The organism is Lysobacter sp. H23M47, assembly GCF_015209765.1.
Classification (GTDB): domain Bacteria; phylum Pseudomonadota; class Gammaproteobacteria; order Xanthomonadales; family Xanthomonadaceae; genus Novilysobacter; species Novilysobacter avium.
Genome location: NZ_CP063658.1, coordinates 2,770,748 through 2,787,419, shown reverse-complemented (window position 1 = coordinate 2,787,419; position 16,672 = coordinate 2,770,748). Strand labels below are relative to the sequence as shown.

Annotated in this window: 16 protein-coding genes; 7 read left to right on the top strand and 9 right to left on the bottom strand. The window is 65.0% G+C overall.

Annotated elements, in window-relative coordinates; translation table 11 throughout:
* Positions 1-432 precede the first annotated feature (432 nt).
* The 6 genes from INQ43_RS12615 to INQ43_RS12590 form a co-directional block, all read right to left on the bottom strand.
* Entirely contained in the window at positions 433-720 is a 288-nt protein-coding gene (locus INQ43_RS12615) for a hypothetical protein (RefSeq protein ID WP_194036677.1), read from the bottom strand.
* An 85-nt stretch (positions 721-805) separates the two neighbouring features.
* Positions 806-1,021: a hypothetical protein gene (locus INQ43_RS12610; protein ID WP_194036676.1), complete on the bottom strand. Its 216-nt coding sequence runs from the start codon at positions 1,019-1,021 to the stop codon at positions 806-808.
* Positions 1,022-2,834: 1,813 nt separating this feature from the next.
* Positions 2,835-3,158: a hypothetical protein gene (locus INQ43_RS12605; RefSeq protein WP_194036675.1), complete on the bottom strand. Its 324-nt coding sequence runs from the start codon at positions 3,156-3,158 to the stop codon at positions 2,835-2,837.
* A gap of 153 nt (positions 3,159-3,311) precedes the next feature.
* Positions 3,312-3,758, bottom strand: a complete 447-nt coding sequence (locus INQ43_RS12600; protein ID WP_194036674.1) for a hypothetical protein — start codon at positions 3,756-3,758, stop codon at positions 3,312-3,314.
* A gap of 149 nt (positions 3,759-3,907) precedes the next feature.
* Entirely contained in the window at positions 3,908-4,756 is an 849-nt protein-coding gene (locus INQ43_RS12595) for an exonuclease domain-containing protein (RefSeq protein ID WP_194036673.1), read from the bottom strand.
* An 85-nt stretch (positions 4,757-4,841) separates the two neighbouring features.
* The gene (locus INQ43_RS12590) at positions 4,842-5,345 is read right to left on the bottom strand and encodes a hypothetical protein (protein ID WP_194036672.1); all 504 of its coding nucleotides are present in this window, start codon (positions 5,343-5,345) and stop codon (positions 4,842-4,844) included.
* A 133-nt stretch (positions 5,346-5,478) separates the two neighbouring features.
* On the opposite strand from INQ43_RS12590, the gene INQ43_RS12585 reads away from it, so the two are divergent.
* Positions 5,479-6,593, top strand: a protein-coding gene (locus tag INQ43_RS12585; RefSeq protein ID WP_194036671.1) for an IS3 family transposase whose coding sequence is annotated in 2 segments (ribosomal slippage) — positions 5,479-5,731 and positions 5,731-6,593 — 1,116 coding nt in all. Because the reading frame shifts where the segments join, the coding sequence is not laid out codon by codon here.
* A complete protein-coding gene (locus INQ43_RS12580) occupies positions 6,590-7,540 on the top strand; it encodes an integron integrase (RefSeq protein WP_194036670.1) in 951 nt (316 codons plus the stop codon). The genes INQ43_RS12585 and INQ43_RS12580 overlap by 4 nt, the downstream gene beginning before the upstream one ends.
* On the opposite strand, the gene INQ43_RS12575 is transcribed toward INQ43_RS12580, so the two are convergent.
* Entirely contained in the window at positions 7,537-8,457 is a 921-nt protein-coding gene (locus tag INQ43_RS12575; RefSeq protein ID WP_228062537.1) for a LysR family transcriptional regulator, read from the bottom strand. The genes INQ43_RS12580 and INQ43_RS12575 overlap by 4 nt on opposite strands.
* Positions 8,458-8,548: 91 nt before the next feature.
* On the opposite strand from INQ43_RS12575, the gene INQ43_RS12570 reads away from it, so the two are divergent.
* On the top strand, positions 8,549-10,108 hold the full coding sequence (locus tag INQ43_RS12570) for an FAD-dependent oxidoreductase (RefSeq protein ID WP_194036668.1): 1,560 nt from the start codon (positions 8,549-8,551) through the stop codon (positions 10,106-10,108).
* Complete coding sequence (locus INQ43_RS12565) at positions 10,105-10,296, top strand: hypothetical protein (protein WP_043959441.1); 192 nt, start codon at positions 10,105-10,107, stop codon at positions 10,294-10,296. Before INQ43_RS12570 ends, INQ43_RS12565 begins: the two co-directional genes overlap by 4 nt.
* A 44-nt stretch (positions 10,297-10,340) precedes the next feature.
* On the opposite strand, the gene INQ43_RS12560 is transcribed toward INQ43_RS12565, so the two are convergent.
* Positions 10,341-11,081: a GntR family transcriptional regulator gene (locus INQ43_RS12560; protein ID WP_194034569.1), complete on the bottom strand. Its 741-nt coding sequence runs from the start codon at positions 11,079-11,081 to the stop codon at positions 10,341-10,343.
* Between the two features lie 27 nt (positions 11,082-11,108).
* Positions 11,109-12,353 carry an acetyl-CoA hydrolase/transferase family protein gene (locus INQ43_RS12555; protein ID WP_194036667.1) on the bottom strand — a complete coding sequence of 415 codons (1,245 nt, stop codon included), beginning with the start codon at positions 12,351-12,353 and terminating at the stop codon, positions 11,109-11,111.
* A gap of 154 nt (positions 12,354-12,507) precedes the next feature.
* Here INQ43_RS12555 and INQ43_RS12550 point away from each other — a divergent pair, with 154 nt between their 5' ends.
* From INQ43_RS12550 to INQ43_RS12540, 3 genes are read left to right on the top strand one after another with little or no spacing between them, the layout of a single operon-like run.
* A complete protein-coding gene (locus tag INQ43_RS12550; RefSeq protein ID WP_194036666.1) occupies positions 12,508-13,869 on the top strand; it encodes an MmgE/PrpD family protein in 1,362 nt (453 codons plus the stop codon).
* Between the two features lie 8 nt (positions 13,870-13,877).
* Positions 13,878-15,263, top strand: a complete 1,386-nt coding sequence (locus tag INQ43_RS12545; RefSeq protein WP_194036665.1) for an MmgE/PrpD family protein — start codon at positions 13,878-13,880, stop codon at positions 15,261-15,263.
* Positions 15,260-16,660 (top strand): phenylacetate--CoA ligase family protein, encoded by a 1,401-nt coding sequence (locus INQ43_RS12540; protein ID WP_194036664.1) that lies wholly within the window; start codon positions 15,260-15,262, stop codon positions 16,658-16,660. Before INQ43_RS12545 ends, INQ43_RS12540 begins: the two co-directional genes overlap by 4 nt.
* The last annotated feature ends 12 nt before the right edge of the window (positions 16,661-16,672 follow it).

Below are 16,672 nucleotides of genomic sequence, written 5' to 3'. Positions count from 1 at the left end.
GTGTCGCACTTGTAGTGTGAATTCACCCGCGTCTCTCGCTTGTAGCGTGATTTCACCCATCACCGGGTAATCTTTATGTGATTGAGTCTGTCATCCTGTTGGTAGAACGCCGGGAGACTTGCTGCACGTGCAATCTGCGCTACGTCAATAATGTTTTGGACTGTCGCTTCCTGATCGTAGAGCAGCACTACTGAAGTGATGCCCTCCGAATGCTTGGCCGCCCGGATGGCGTCTCCCATACGATCTACCGAGTAGTTGCGGCCTCTCCAGACGAATTCGTCTCCACGCACTGCGGATATCTCTGCAGGAAGCTGACCTGCGGTGGGCTCTCGGGGCGACACCGAGGCGCAGCTAGCGACCATCACCAAGCGGCAAGAAGCAATGCCTTTCCAATAGCTCCCAAGTTGCCCCCTCTTATGCCTAACACTAGAATTAAGCCGTGCCGCGAAGCGGCGTCGGCTTGAATGAATTGTTAGACGCCACCACCGTGATGGTGTCACCGGATTGCATGGCGAAGTCGTAGCGCCCCGGCCCTTGCTCTACAACTTCCAACACGGAGACCGAAGATCCCCAGGCCTGATGAGCAGGCACCACAAGTTCAGTCACATCTGAGAATACGACAGCAAATGGTTCAAGCAGGTCGGGAGCGCCAGCGAACTCAAGAGTGCAAGTCCGGGTGGCCCAGTCAAACCGAATGGCCACCAAGGTTGCGTCATGCATTTGTCGGATTGCTAGAGTCATCTGCAGTGGCGCCTAACACCGGAATTAAGCCGTGCCGCGAAGCGGCATCGGCTTGAATGACTCGTTAGGCCCGCGCACGTGAGCGTCGGACCTGAACTACCCGGCCGATAACGTACAAGATTGCACCCGAGAAAAGCAGGAAGCCGAACGCTTGGTTGATCGCGAGTCCTCCGAACGATGGGATGGCTACGACTGCGCCCAACAGCACCAAGGCGGCGACTACTAGCAAGAAGCCGACTTTCAGATAGATGTTGGAAAGCCCAAAGAATCGATTGTTCATGGTGCTCTCCATCTACTCGGCGCAGGGCTTCACGCCTAACGCCGGAATTAAGCCGTGCCGCGAAGCGGCATCGGCTTGAATGACTTGTTAGGCCGCCGATGCCCAGCACCGCGACCCAACCCCTGGCCAAACAGTACAACAAGTCTGGCCCGGCAGCTCGGGCTTGAGCTTGCTGCGGACGGAGCCGGATTGCCCTGGCGCGCGGCCGAGAACTCGCACCGCTAACCCTCACGAAGCCGAATCAGGATGATCGTACTTGCGCCAAAGTCGCGCCTGTCCGAAGCCGAGGCGCACCACGGGTGACTGCCGATGCAGCTCCCGCGCGTGCGAAGTGCAAATGCCGCAGATGAGCGAGATGCTGCAAGGCACCTAGAACCCGGCTACGACACTGCGGGAAACAAGGCCTAACACTTAAGTTAAGCCGCGCCGCAGCGGGGCGTGAAGCACATGGCAAGCTCTTCTTGCCATGTGGTTTGCGACCCGATGCGGTGTCGGCTTGAACGCATTGTTAGGGCCCAGAGCCCCACACACCCCGATACGAATCCTCGTACATTTCAGCAGGGAAGGCGACCCTGCGCCCCGCATAGGTAGCAACGACGACCCTGTCACCAGCCCGCAAAGGAAGATGGCAGGGAGAGACTGCGGTAACAGTGGCCGGAGCCGTACCCTGGAGAGTCTCGATCTTCTTGACCTTCACCAAGAGTTCGGGGGCGGCGAGCGATCGGCTGTTGGTGCTAGAGAGGGCTGGAACTGTTGCCCCTTCCGGGCGCTTCACAAGACTATAGCTCTCGACCGTACCGATGAGGATATTGCGCCCTTCGCGAGCCAATTCATCGCTGGGAAATGCTGGCATACATGCAAATGCCTGCCCAGAGCACAGCGCCAATAGAAGAACTATGGACGTACGAAAGATGGTCATCATGGGCCCTAACACCAGAATTAAGCCGCGCTGCGAAGCAGCGTCGGCTTGAATGAATCGTTAGGCCGCCGAGACCTGGCATGGCGCCCGCTCTGCGACCAACCCCTGAGCCGAACACTACAACAACTTGCGGACGCTGGCGGTGCCCGGCATGAGCGAAGCCCGGGGCACGGCCCGCGCGGCCGAGAACTCTCACGGCGCAGCGTCCGAAGCCGAGCCGTCAGGTCGACTCTTGCGGGGGTCGCGCCTGGCCGAAGCCGAGGTGCGACAGGCCTACTTGCCGATGCCGCTCACCGCGCGCGCGAGGTGCCCGATGGTTGCTCCGGACGAGCGGAATGCAGCGGGCCTGCCACGCCCCCGGATAACGCGATGCCGTGAGAGCGGCCTAACACCGTAGTTAAGCCGACGCCCGACGCGTACACCGGAGGTTGACTGAAATTGAGTAACGCGTCTGCCTGGAAATGGGACTTCGGGCGTTCGGCTTGAACTGCCAGTTAGGTTGCAAAGGTAGCCGAGAAAAGTCAGCGGTGAAAGACCCTGCTGGGCGCAGCGCCAGAGACCGTGACTGCTCCCGTTGAACTGGACTGCGCGGATGTGCACGGTCGCCGCGTTGTGCCCGAGCGAGAACCCAACGGCGCAGGCCTGCGGATGTATCCGCTGACCCCGGCGGAGCGCTCCAATCAGGTGTTGCGGGACCAGAAATTACGGTGAAGCGATTCAAGCAGTCGCTACGACACCGCGCGGACGCCGATGATGCTTTTGCTGCGACCTAACACCTGAGTTAAGCCGACTTGCGTAGCGGAGGCGACAACATGGCAAGCTTTTCCTGCCATGTTGTTGGTGTAGCGAAGCAAGTTCGGCTTGAACGAATTGTTAGACGTGCCGCCGTGGGAGCTAACGCCACCGGTGGTACGGCGAGGCAATTGCACAAACAGTGCCGACAAAAAAACCGCCCACACCACCAATGATGCTTAAGAAAAGCAGAGAGGACCAGCTGAAGGCTAAAGAGGCGACTGCGTAAGCTGCGACAAGTGCTAGCAACAGCCGCTCCGATTTGCCGATGATGGGCCGCCGCAACAGGAACGCCATGGAAATTGAAACGCAAAGGCGCAGCAAGGCAATCAAGTAGGCAATGGACGCGGAGATCTGGAGCCCTTGCGCGGCTCCGTGCTTATGAACGGACAACGCAACAATAAGCAGTCCGAGACCCCACAGCACGGGATCAGATTTTCTAATGATTGTGAGTAGTGAAGGGCTCAAAGCACGTCTAACACCTAAGTTAAGCCGAGACGCGTAGTGGAGCGAAGCACATGGCAAGCTGTACCTGCCATGTGCTTTGCGGAACGAAGCGGCTTCGGCTTGAACGCACTGTTAGGCCGCGCCGCCCGACAGCCTGCCCCAAGACTGCCGAAGCCCCACAAGGTGGACGATGCCGATCAGCAGGCAGATTGAAGAGCTTACGACCCAGAACGTCATGCTGTTTCCCGGGAAGTACGCCATGACCGGCGCGTACGCGACGCCCCGGACAATGTAGATGGCGGTGATTGCGCAGAGGGCGGTACGGCGCAACGGCAGCTTGCGAATCACGCCGGCTCCGGACAAGGCGTAAGCGCTCCAAGCAGCAAGAACGCCGGCAATGACCAGGGTAACGACGGTGGGATACCAGTGGCCGGCCAAGTACAGCTGCGCCATCTGCTCTCCGGCGCCCAAGAGCCGAAAGAGCGGAGCACCTACTGCCAGACACGCAAGATGCATCAGCGCGGCGAGCCCGCTAAGGGCGGCGCCAAGTACCAGAAGCTTGTTGGTTGGACTGGCCATGAACTCCCCAGCGGCCTAACACCGGAATTAAGCCGACCCGCAACGCGTGGCCGGGGTGCTGATGGAAGTCGAACTACGAGTCTGCCTGCAAATGGGACTTCGCGGGTTCGGCTTGAATGACTTGTTGTGCGCCAGCCTGTGAGCTGGTGCTATGAATTGATGAGTTGCCCAAAGTCACTTTCGCCTACGACGCGAATCAACTGACCCTTAGCCATAAGCGTCTCGGCCTTTTTGTGTTTGGAACTCTTGTCTGAACCAGCGAGCTTGCGAATGTCTTGGTCCCCTACAACGAGGATTGTCGTGTGCTTTGTAACCCCGGTTCCCACTTCACAGCCGGCGGCGGCCGCGGCATTTGCAGCTTCCCTGCGCGGTACAGATAGTGCGCCAGTGAACACTACAATGTTTCCAAAAAGCGGTCCATCCGGGTTTCCATCACGGGCTTCCGTGGAAGCCGTAAGTGAGTTGGACTTGAGGGACAAGCTGCACCACTCGTCCACAGTTGAACCGCTTTCTTGAATTGCTCTTAGGAGGATTTCTCCCGCGGCACGGGCATCTTCTTCTGCATCGTGATGCTTGAAGTTGATCCCGAGGTGCGATGCAACATTAGCCAGTCCGTAGCCTGACTTAGAGAATTCCGGCCACGTGCGCCGGACTACACGTGCAGTATCCAACCACCGGCACTCAAATGGCGTTGTACCGGCCTTTTGGCACGCTCTTTGAACTGCCGTGCGGTCAAACGGCGTGTGACTAGCTAGGATCTGGTTGGAATAGCTTTTACTCAGACGGTCGTGGACTTCGGCCCAGCGCGGTGCGTTAACCACTTGGCTCTCTTCAATGCCGTGAACGGCGACATTGTAAGAATCAAAGTAGTCGTCTGGGTTTACCAAGGAACTCCAGGATTCTTCCAAACAGCCGCCCGAAAAGACAGCAATTCCCACTTGGCAGATGCTCGCTAAGTTGGGATTGGCTGTCTCGACGTCTATCACTACGAAATCCATTACAACTCCCTTGGCGCATAACGCCTGAATTAAGCCGAGCCGCGAAGCGGCTTCGGCTTGAATGAATTGTTAGGCCTGCAGACCGTCAACTTTGATCCCAGGCCTCAACTATTAACTGGTCACTGCCATGGCAGGCCAGAACCTCTTGCTGATTCCAATTGACCTCACTGCTCCAACCTTCCGGAAGCACGTAGTCGTCGCCGATGACCAGCGGACTGTCGTTTGCGGGCAGTCCGGCCTTGATTATTGGCAGGAGAACCCCGGCCGTAACCACGTACTTGTTTGGATAGCCGTATCCACCAAGGTCAATTGCTTTGTTGCCATTGGCCAGTTGGTCAAGCCACTTTAAGCCGAACACGCCGGTCTTCCAGCGAGCAATGAAGATGTCCGGCGTGACCGGGCGGTACACGATGACTTCCCAACCGAGCACTCGTGGATCTCCATGCAGGCCTAACACCAGAGTTAAGCTGAGACGCGTAGTGGAGCGGGCCAGGTGGCAAGCTTTACCTGCCGCCTGGACCGCGTAACGAAGCGGCTTCGGCTTGAACGACTCGTTAGGCCGCTGATGCGTGGCACCCGTGCCGGACAACCCAACCCCTGAGCCGAACACTACAACAACTTGTAGGCACTGGGCGGTGCCTGCAGGAGCCGTAAGCTTCCCCATTCAGTAGACAACCCATAAGTAGAGCTTTCTGGCATCTTCCCCTCAGCCAGGAGGTTCCATGAAGAAGTCCCGTTTCACCGAGTCCCAGATCGTCTCGATCCTCAAGCAGGCCGATGCCGGCTTGCCCGTCAAGGACATCTGCCGGCAGGCCGGCATCAGCACGCCGACGTACTACAACTGGAAGTCGAAGTACGGCGGCCTTGAGGCGTCGGAGCTGCGGCGGGTAAAGGATCTGGAGGCCGAGAACAGCAGGCTCAAACGCATGTATGCGGAGCTGGCGCTGGACAACGCGGCGATGAAGGATCTGATTGCAAAAAAACTGTAGGGCCGGAGCAGAAGCGCGAGGCGGTGCGGTACCTGGTCGAGGTGCACGCGCGGCCACTGCGCCGGTCCTGTGCATGCGTGGGCCTGTCGCGTGCGGCTTGGTACCGCCCGCCGCTGGACTGGACGGTGCGCGATGCCGAAGTGATCGCCGCGCTGGCGGAACTGGTCGAGGAGCGCCCGGCCCGCGGTTTCTGGAAGTGCCGCAAGCTGCTGCACCGTCGCCGGCCGGAGTGGAACCACAAGCGAATCTATCGGGTGTACAAGGCCATGAAACTCAACCTGCGACGGCCCGTGAAGCGCCGCCTGCCCAAACGCCAGCGGGTGCCGCTGTACGTGCCACGGCTGCCAGATATGGTCTGGTCGGCGGACTTCATGTCTGACGCACTGGCGTGCGGTCGGCGATTCCGCACCTTCAACGTGGTCGACGATTTCAACCGCGAGGCGCTGCACATTGAAGTCGACACATCGATCAACTCCGCCCGCCTGGTGCGCATCTTCGAGCAGCTCAAGCGCGACCACGGCCTGCCGCAGGTGCTGCGCACCGACAACGGCCCCGAGTTCCTGGGCGAGACGTTCATCCAGTGGGCAAAGGCCAACGGCATGGCCATCCGGTATATCCAGCCCGGCAAGCCCAACCAGAATGCCTACATCGAACGCTTCAACCGGACCCTCCGCGAAGAGGTTCTGGACCAGCACCTCTTCGCCCGCCTCGACGATGTTCGCGAGGCGGCGTACTGGTGGATGCTCGAGTACAACGAAGAACGCCCCCACGATTCCCTCGGCGATTTGACGCCGGCGGAGTACCGCCAACGCCAAGCTGGAAACTCTACTTTTGAAGTGTCTACTTGACGGGGAAGCTTACGGTTCGGGCGCGGATTCGCCGACGCGGACTGGCTATTCGGACCGAGGACGCCTACGTGAGTTGGATTCGCCGCTTCATTCTTGCGAATGGGAAGCGACACCCCGACGAGATGGGCGAGCGGGAGGTCGAGTGGTTTCTTACCCGGCTGGCCGTGCAGGGAAAGGTTGCGGCGTCAACGCAGAACCAGGCGCTCTCCGCGCTGCTGTTTCTGTATCGGGAGGTGCTGGGTCAGGATCTGCCCTGGATGGAAAACATCCGGCGTGCCAAACGGCCCGAGCGACTGCCGGTGGTGCTCACGGTTGAGGAGGTGTCGCGCCTGCTTGTTCAGATGAGTGGCGTCCATCACCTGATGGCCAGTCTCCTCTACGGCTCAGGCATCCGGCTGATGGAGTGTGTGCGCCTGCGTGTGCAGGACATCGACTTCGTGCGCAGCGAAATTCTGGTGCGACGGGGCAAGGGCGGCAAAGACCGGCGGACGATGCTGCCCGCCAGAACGGTCCCGGCACTCCAATTGCACCTGACGCAAACCAGGGTGTTGCATGAGCGGGACCTTGCGGTGGGCCACGGCGCGGTCTGGCTCCCGGGGGCGCTGGCACGGAAGTACCCCGCCGCGGATCGCGAATGGATCTGGCAGTACGTCTTCCCCTCGCGGTTGCGCAGCATTGACCCGCGGTCGGGTGTAGAGCGCCGGCATCACGTTGACGAGAAGAATTTGCAGCGGGCGGTGCGGATCGCCGCGCAGGCGGCGGGAATCGCGAAACACGCCACCTGCCACACGCTGCGCCACAGCTTCGCCACGCATCTGCTCGAGTCCGGGTCGGACATCCGCACGATCCAGGAGCTGCTTGGCCACTCCGACGTTTCCACGACGATGATCTACACGCATGTGCTCAATCGCGGCGGCTCGGGTGTGGTCAGCCCGCTGGACCGCTAGCCCGCCTGTTCCGCCGCATTGCGCAGCGCTTGCAGGAGCCGGGCCTGAGGATCCGACTGCGGCTCGCCCAGGCGGGTGTAAACGACCAGCGGACGCTCCCAGGAAAAGCCCGGCACCGCCAGCCGCGTCCATTGCCGCGACGCCAGCTCGACGTGGACCAGACGTGTTGGCAGCAGGGTGAGGTAAGCGCCGTCACGCACCAGGGTACGAACGAAGTCCAGCGATGAGGATTCCAGCGATTGCGCCGGGGGGCTCAGTCCGGCATCGGTGAAGCGCTGGCGGAACTGGGTCTGGACCTCGCCCAGACGACGCCCCATGACCCACGGATGGTCCAGCAGATCGGCCGCGGTCAGTCCGGCGCCCCCGGCGAGAGGATGCGACGCGCTCGCCATGATCCGGTACTCGTCATTCACCAGCAGGTCGCGATGCAGGCGCGGATCGGTCTGCAGCATCGTGTCCAGGGCGATCACCACATCCAGCTCCCGGGCCAGCAGCGCGGGCAGCAGTTCCGGCAGGACGCCGCCGGTGACGCGCACGCCCAGCCGCGGCCACGCCGCGCGCAAGGCCAGCACCGCCGGTGCCACGACCGAGCCGGCAGCGGTCGGGCCGGTGCCGATGCGCATCTCGCCTTCGGTGCCGGTCTGCAACTCCTGCAGGCGCTGCTCGAAGGTGCGCAGGGTGTCGTCGGCGGTACGCGCGTGGTCCAGCAGCAATCGTCCGACGGCGGTCGGTCGCGCCCCGCGCGAGCCGCGCTCGAACAGGCGCGCACCCAGTTGCTGCTCCAGTGCGGCGATGCCCTTGCTCAGCGCCTGCTGGGTGCGGCCGGTCATCGCGGCCGCGCGGGTGAAACTGCCATGCTCGACGACGGCCAGGAAGTAGCGCAGTTGACGGATATCCATGCCGGCAGGGTAGGCCAATACAACCTGCGGTTGTTGACGGACCTCGAATTGGTTGGCATTCACCGGCCGCGGTGCCCACGATGGCGCCAACCCTGCAAGGAGGTTCTCCATGGCCAGTCTCTCTTCCGTGTCCCGCTGGGACCAGACCCACGACATCGTCATCGCCGGCGCCGGCCTGGCGGGCATGTGCGCCGCGATCGAGGCCTATGACCTCAACCCCGAGCTGCGCATCCTGATCATCGAGAAGGCGCCCGAGGCCGAGACCGGCGGCAACAGCCGGGTGGCCGGGCAGTCCCTGCTGATTTCGAAGAATGCCGAGGTGCTGGCCGAGTACCAGCGCAAGATGAGCGCGGCCAACCCGATCCCCGAGGACATGCTGGTGCCGTGGTCGGAGGCGATGGTGGCGCTGGAGCCGTGGATCCAGGCGCGCGCCGAGCAGGCTGGCGCCCAGTACATCCACGGCACCGGTTTCAGCGAGCGCGACACGGTGCTGGAGTTCCCCGAGTTCGGTGCGCGCGAGGCGGTCTACTGCACCGCGACCATCCTGCCGATCCCCAGCGGCGTGTACCTGGCCTTCCGCGAGAACGTGCGTCAGCGCCCGGGCATCCAGATCGCCTACGAGACCCCGCTCAGGGACCTGATCCAGGATCCGGACACGCTGGAGGTCTTCGGCGTGATCGCCGAGGTCAACGGCCAGCCGCAGGCGATCCGCGCCAACCGCGGCGTGGTGATGGCCGTGGGCGGCTTCGAGGCCAACATGGACATGCAGCGCAATTACTTCGGCCTGTCGGAGGCGCACCCGTTGGGCACGCCACACAACACCGGCGACGGCATCAAGATCCTGCAGAAGGCCGGCGCCGACCTGTGGCACCTGCGCAACCAGGGGCAGTCCGGCGGGATCTGGCCGGGCTTCCGCCCGCCGGGTTTCGAGACTGCGTTCCTGCGCACCTTCTTCTGGCAGAGCTTCAGCTGGATCGAGGTCGATGCGCTCAGCGAGCGCTTCTACAACGAGACCGCCGAGCTGCAGCTGACCCATTACAAGGAAAAGAAGCACGGCCATTGGGTGGACACCCCGCACCATCGTGCCGGGCCGGTGCACATGATCTTTGATGCCGTCACCTGCCAGTACAACAAGCTCGTGGTCGAGGTGATGACCTGGGCGCCGGTGGTGACCGGCTACCGGTGGAGCGACGACAACAGCGCCGAGATCGCCAAGGGCTGGATCGAGCAGGCCGACACTATCGAGGAGTTGGCGGCGAAGATCGGCCGCGACCCGGCCAAGCTGCGGGCGACGGTGGACCGCTACAACGCGGCCTGCGCGGGCAAGAGCGACGCAGACTTCGAGCGCAACCCCGACACGCTGTACCCGATCGAGCAGGGCCCGTTCTACGCGATCAAGGTCGATCCGGTGATCGTCTGCACCGGCGGTGGCGCGCGGCGCAACATCCATTCGGAGGTGCTCGATCACGACCTCAAGCCGATCCCGCGCCTGTTTGAGGCCGGCGAACTGGGCTCGATGTTCTCCGACCTCTACCAGAACGGTTCCTACCTGACCGAGGCGATGATTTCCGGACGCGCCGCCGGCAAGGGCCTGGTGGCGCTGGAAGACTGGGTGGATGCCGGCGGAACCCACGCGAACGAGATCAGCGCCCGGGAGGTCCCGGCATGAAGGTCGTCACCCCCGCAATGAAGCTGGACGTGCGCATCAACGACGTGGTCAGCGAGGACGGTCTGCTGGTGATGAAGGGCGTCGCCGGCGTGCTCCCGTGCACCACCAGCCTGACCCCGGCGGAGTTCCGCCAGATGATGCGCATGGCGCTGCGGCCATCGGTGCTGAAACTGCTGTTCAAGCGCTGAGCGAACCTCGCGCGCATCCGGGCCGGCTGCGCGCGCCGGCGCCCTCAGCGCCGCTTGCGCGAAAGCACCATGGAGTAGGCGAAGCGACCGGGCGGATGCTTGCTGATGGCCAGCATCAGCAGCCGACCGGCGGCGTCACGGTAGTGCCGGCGCACGCGCATGGCCGGTTCGGTGCTCTCCACCCCCAGCAAGCTGGCCTCGGCCGGCGTCAGCGAGGCGGCATCGAACACCTGCTCCACCCGCGACAGCCGTGCGGCATCCAGGAAGCCGGCGACCGTGCGCGCCGAGCTGGACAGCTCGAGCAGCTCGGCGCTCGGTGTGCCCGCGCGCACCGGTACGAACATCTCGGTCACCGCAATGGGTTCGCGGTTGGGTTCCTCCATCCGCACGCCGTTGAGGACCAGGTACTCCTTGCCGGCGGCCACCTCAAGCTCCCGGGCCATCTCGCCGCTGGCTTTCTCCGAGCGGGTTTCGAGCACCTGCAGGCGGGTGGTGTTGCCGTATTGCATCAGCAGGTCGAGGCTGTCGATGCCGTGCTCGTAGCGCATCGCCTCGCGCTGGGCGATGACCCGCGTGCCCGATCCGGGACGGCGCTGGACCAGTCCGGCGGTGATCAACTGGGCAAGGGCGGCGCGCGCGGTGTGCCGGCTGACCTGGTGGCGCTCGCACAGTTCCAGCTCGGTCGGCAGCAGGCTGCCCACCGGGTAGTCGCCACGTTCGATGCCGGCCTGGAGCAGGTCGCCCAGCTCGGCGTAACGGGGTTTGCTGCGCTGCTTGGCGGTCATGCCGGGAGTCCTTTCAAATGTGCCATGTCAAAGCCTTTGGGTGATTTCATGCCAGTCCCGCTCCAGCGATTCTCGATGGGCCGGGTCGGCGATCGCGATGAGCGCGCGCGCACGCTCGTGCACGTCCAGGTGTCGCAGCTGGGCAACGCCATGCTCGGTGACCACGCAATCGGCGTCGATCCGTGCCACGCTGACCGGACCAGCCGGCAACATTGGCACAATTCGGGTCTGCCCTTTCGCTGTGGCGGCGGGCAGGGCGATGATGGCGCGGCCCTCGGGTGCCTGTCGCGCGCCGCGCAGGAAGTCCGGCAAGCCCCCGATGCCACTGAGCTGCCGACCGCCCAGGCAATCGCCGTTGACCTGGCCCAGCAGGTCCACCGACAGCGCGCTGTTGATCGCGGTCAGGCGCGCAATGGCGCGCAAAACGCCGTGGTCATGGGTGTAGCCGACCTCGCGGAACTGCACCCGCGCGGCGACAGCTTCATACAGCGCCTGGCTGCCCAGGGCGACGCCGGCGACGACGGCATCCGGCGCCGGTGCCAGTGCGCCATCCTCGATCAGGCCCAGCAGTCCGTCCGACACCATGCCCGAGTGGATGCGCAGGTCGCGCCGTCCGCGCAGCGCGCGCAGCACCGCCGACTGCAGGCGCCCCAGGCCCAGTTGCAGGGTGGCACGGTCCGGCACCAGCGTGGCGACCTGCGCCGCCACCGCTTCCATGGCCGGGTCAGGTGCGGGGTCCGGTGCTTCCAGCAGCGGTCCGTCGTGCTCGATGGCGGCGTGGATGCGCGACCAGGGGATCGACGGCCCGTGGGTACGCGGCATGCGCGGATTGACGTGGGCCAGCACCTTCGCCGCCCGCGGCCAGGCCGCAGGGGTGAAGTCGGCAGCCACGCCCAGCGAGCACTGGCCGTTGTCATCGGGCGGTGCGACCTGCACCAGGGCAACGTCGAACTGCGCCTCCTGGCTCAGCCACTGCCAGGTGGCCGAGTAGCTCATCGGCAGGTAGTCGACCCGACCGGCCAGCCACGACTCGCGCAGCTCGGCGCTGAGAAAGATGGTGCGTTGCCGCGCGCCCGGGTGCAGGCTGGCAAAGTCGAACAGGTTGACCGTGGGGATGTGCACGCCGGTGAAGCGGACGCCGTCACAGCGCTCCGGCGCCTGCTGCAGCCACGACTCGAACAGCAGCGAATGGCCAGCGCAACCGGGTGCATAGACCTCCGTACCGTGACGGAGATGATCGAGGAAGGAACTGGCGTCGAGCTGGGCAGGCACGGGGACTCCGGTCCGGGGAAACAGCGGTGGCAGACCCGGCTGGGAGCGGGTTTGCGATCTGCGGAATGCTGATCATATGATATGTCCGGACAAAGTCCGATACCCTGAGTCGGAAAGTCCACGATCCAGCGAGGTGCCACTTGGTAGACGCGGCATGACAGCACAGGCCCCGAGCCTGACCGAAGCCCTGGGCACGCACCTGTTGCGTCCGGTCGACGCTTCCGCGCGCCAACGCGCCGCCGCACTGGTGGCGGACTGGTTGGGCTGCGCGCTGGGCGGCTTGCGCTCGCCACTGGCCGCCCAACTGGCAGCGCTGGTGGCCGCGCTGCCCGGCGGTGAGGCGACGGCGTTGGGCGCCGGCCGCCGAGACCCGGCATCCGCCCTGCTGATCAACGCGGCGCTGGGCAACGTGCTGGAGATGGACGACGTTCACCGCGGAGCGATCCTGCACGCCGGTCCGGTGGTGATTCCGGTCGCACTGGCAGCGGCGGAAAGCGCCGACGCTACGCCGCAACAATTGCTTGATGCGGTGGTGCGCGGCTACGAGGCGACCATCCGCATCGGCCGCGCGCTGGGGCGCGGGCATTACCGCTACTGGCACCCGACTTCGACCGCCGGTGCGTTTGGCGCCGCGACCGCCGCCGCTTCCATCCTTGGCCTGGACGCCGATGCACTGGCCGATGCGCTCGGTACCGCCGGCAGCCGCACCGGCGGCCTGTGGCAGATGCGCCACGAGCCCGTTTCAACCAAGTCGATCCACAACGCCGAAGCCGCCCGCAGCGGCTTGCTTGCGGCGCAACTGGCGGCTGCCGGCCTGCGCGGCCCGCGCCGGATCCTCGAGGGCGAGCAGGGCCTGTTCGCCGCCACTGCGCCTGACGCCCAACCGGATCTGGTGCTTGCCGACGCGCCGGACTGGCTGATCCACACCACCAGCCTGAAACCCTGGCCGGCCTGCCGCCACGCCCATCCGGCGATCGACGCGATGCGCGACGCCCTGCGCCAGGCCGGTGGCCTGCCAGTCGAGGCTTTTGTCAGCATCCACGTGGCCACTTATGCCGAGGCGCTGCGCTTCTGCGACCGGCCGGAGCCGACCACCGAGCTGGAAGCCAAATTCAGCCTGCAGCACGCGGTTGCCGCGATCGCCTGCCTGGGTCGGCCCGAGCTGGCGCACTACCTGCCTGCGACCATCGAGGATCCGGTCGTGGCCGCCATGCGCGAGCGTGTCATCGTGAGCGAGGACGAGGCGGCCAGCGCCCGCTTCCCCGACCACTACGGCGCCTCCGTGACCGTGGCATTGGCCGACGGTCGCCGCCTGCACGCGGCCCGCGTGGATGCCTGGGGCGACCCGGAATGCCCGATGCCCGACGCCGCGATCGCGTCCAAGGCGCTGGCCTTGGCCGAGTGGGGCGGAGTGAGCAAGCCGGCGGCGACCCGCGTATTCGATGCCGTCCGTGAGTTGCCCACCGCGCTCTCGCTGCAACCGCTGCAGGCCGCGTTGGCCGGGCTGGACGCATGAGCGAACCCATGCCCCGTCTGACCGAGGCGCTGGTCGCCCATGCGGCCGACCTGCGCTACGAGGACCTCTCGCCCAAAGCCGTCGCCGCGGTCAAGACCTTCATCATGGACGGCGTATCGGTCGGGATCGCCGGCTCCGGCCCTCAGGTGCCGCTCAACCAGACCGTGCGCGATGCCGCCCAGACCCTGGGCAGCGGCAGCGGCAACGACGCCCGCGTCTGGGTCACCGGCGAGCGCCTGCACGCCTCCAGCGCGGCGATGGTCAACGGCTTCCAGATCCACAACCAGGAGTTCGACTGTGTGCACATGCCCGCGGTCGTGCATCCGATGGCGGTCGTGCTATCCAGCCTGGTCACCGCGGCCGAGCAGCGCGGCGGTGTGGACGGCAAGCGCCTGATCGCCGCCGTCGCGATCGCGGTCGACGTGGCGACCCTGATCGGTATCAGCGGCCGGGCGCCGATGCGCTTCTTCCGCCCGGCCATGTGCGGCGCACTGGGCGCGGTGGCTGGCATCGCGCACCTGCACCAGGCTGACGAGGCCACCCTGCACCGCGCGCTGGGCCTGACCTACAGTCACCTGTCAGGGACGATGCAGGCGCACGTCGAGGGCTCGCCCACGCTGGCGCTGCAGATCGCCTTCAATGCGCGCGCCGCGATCACTGCCTGGACCCTCGCAAACCACGGCTTCCCCGCCCCGCACGACTGGCTGGAGGGGCCGTTCGGTTACCTGCCGCTGATCGAGGGCGCGTTCGACACCCGCCCGGCGCTGGCCGCACTGGCCGCCGGTGATGCGCAGATCGAGCAGGTCAGCCACAAGGTCTTTCCCACCGGGGGCGCCGCGCATGCCTGCCTGGACATGCTGCGCGAGTTGCGTGAGCGCGAGGGCCTGCGGATCGGTGACATCGAGCGCATCGTCCTGCGCGCGCCGCCGCTGGTACGCCGGCTGGTGTCGCGGCCCTACAAGGTCGGCATGGAAACCAGTTACGCCCGCCTGTGCCTGCCCTACCTGACCGGCACGATGCTGATCGACGGCCGGGTCGGGCTGGACGCCTATTCCACCGAAGCTCTGGCCGATCGGGTGCGCGCGGAGTTCGCCAGCCGCCTGCAGGTCGAGCCCAACGACTGCGACGATCCCAACGCGCTGGTGCCGCAGAGCCTGGTGGTCACCACCACCGACGGGCGCGAGCTGCACAACCACCGCGATGCCGCACTCGGCTCCCCCGAGCGCCCGCTGGACCGTGCCCAGCAGCTCGAGAAATTCCACCATTGCCTGGACCACGCGGCCCGGCCCTTCGACCCCGCCCGCCGCGCGGACCTGCTCACCGTTCTCGACCGGCTGGAGGCGCTCGATGACGTGCGTCGCCTGGTCGACCTACTGATTGTTGAGGCCCCATGACCACCAACGCGACCTATTTCGAATCCTTCGACGTCAACAAACTGCTGGCCGAGTACCCGCTGGACAAAGCCTTCACCGATCGCTTCAGCAGCATCAGCCGCGACGAGCTGTTCGCCGAGCAGGACGCGCGCTTCCGGCGCTGCGTCGCGCGCGCCTGGCAGATCCCGTTCTACCAGCGCCTGTGGGGCGATGCGGGTCTGGAGCCGGGCGACATCACCGGTCTGGCCGACATCACCAAACTGCCGGTCTATGGCAAGCACGAGATCATGGCCTCGGTGGAATCCAAGCCGCCGCTGGGCGATTTCCACGGCTGGCGCGACGGCACCGCCGCCGGCGACACGCCGCTGGTGTTCCACACCACCAGTGGCACCACCGGCCGGCCGCAGCCGCTGTTGTTCAGCCCGCACAGCCGCGAGGTGCAGAACCTGCTGCTGGCGCGCCTGTACCGCTGGCAGGGCATGCAGGCCGGCGACGTCGTCCATTCGGTCTACGGCCACGGCATGATCAATGGCGGCCACTACATCCGCGAGGCCGTGAACCACTTCACCCAGGCGCTGTTCTGTTCGGCCGGTACCGGCATCGAGATGCGCTCGGTGCAACAGGTCAACCTGATGCGCGACATGGGCGCGACCGTGATCGTCGGCTTTGCCGACTACATCAAGAAGCTGGCCGACGTCGCCCGCGAGCAAGGCCTGGAGCCGGGCAGGGACATCCAGATCCGGATGATCTCCGGCCACCTGGGCCGCGAGTCGCGCGAGTCGCTGTCCAAGGCCTGGGGCGGGGCGCAGCTGTACGACTGGTACGGCGTGGGCGACACCGGTGCGATCGCCGGCCAGGGCCCGGACCAGGACGGCCTGTACCTGATGGAGGACGCCCAGTACGTCGAGGTCCTTGGCGTGGACGATGGCAAGCCGGTGGCCGACGGCGAGACCGGCGACATGGTCGTGACCTGCCTGTACAAGGACGACATCTACCCGATCATCCGCTTCAACACCCACGACGTGACTCGCGTGCTGACCACGCCGTCCTCGCTGGGCATCAACCTGCGCCGCATCGAGGGCTTCCTCGGCCGCAGCGACAACATGGTCAAGGTGCGCGGCATCAACGTGTTCCCCCAGGCGATGGCGCCGATCCTGGAGGAACACGCCGGGTTTGCCGGCGAGTTCATCTGCGTGACCACCCGCGATGCCGCCGGCCGCGACGACCTGGCGGTGCACATCGAGGTCAAGGGCGATACGACGGACGCAGCGCTGGCCGCCGCGTTTGCCGCGCTGCTGCGCATGCGCCTGGGCGTGGATGTCAGCATCGTGCTGGCCGAGCCGGGCTCGCTGGCGCCACTGACCGGCATGGAAACGCGGCAGAAACCCATCCGCCTGATCGACAAGCGCTTCGAGTAAGAGTCCGACGCC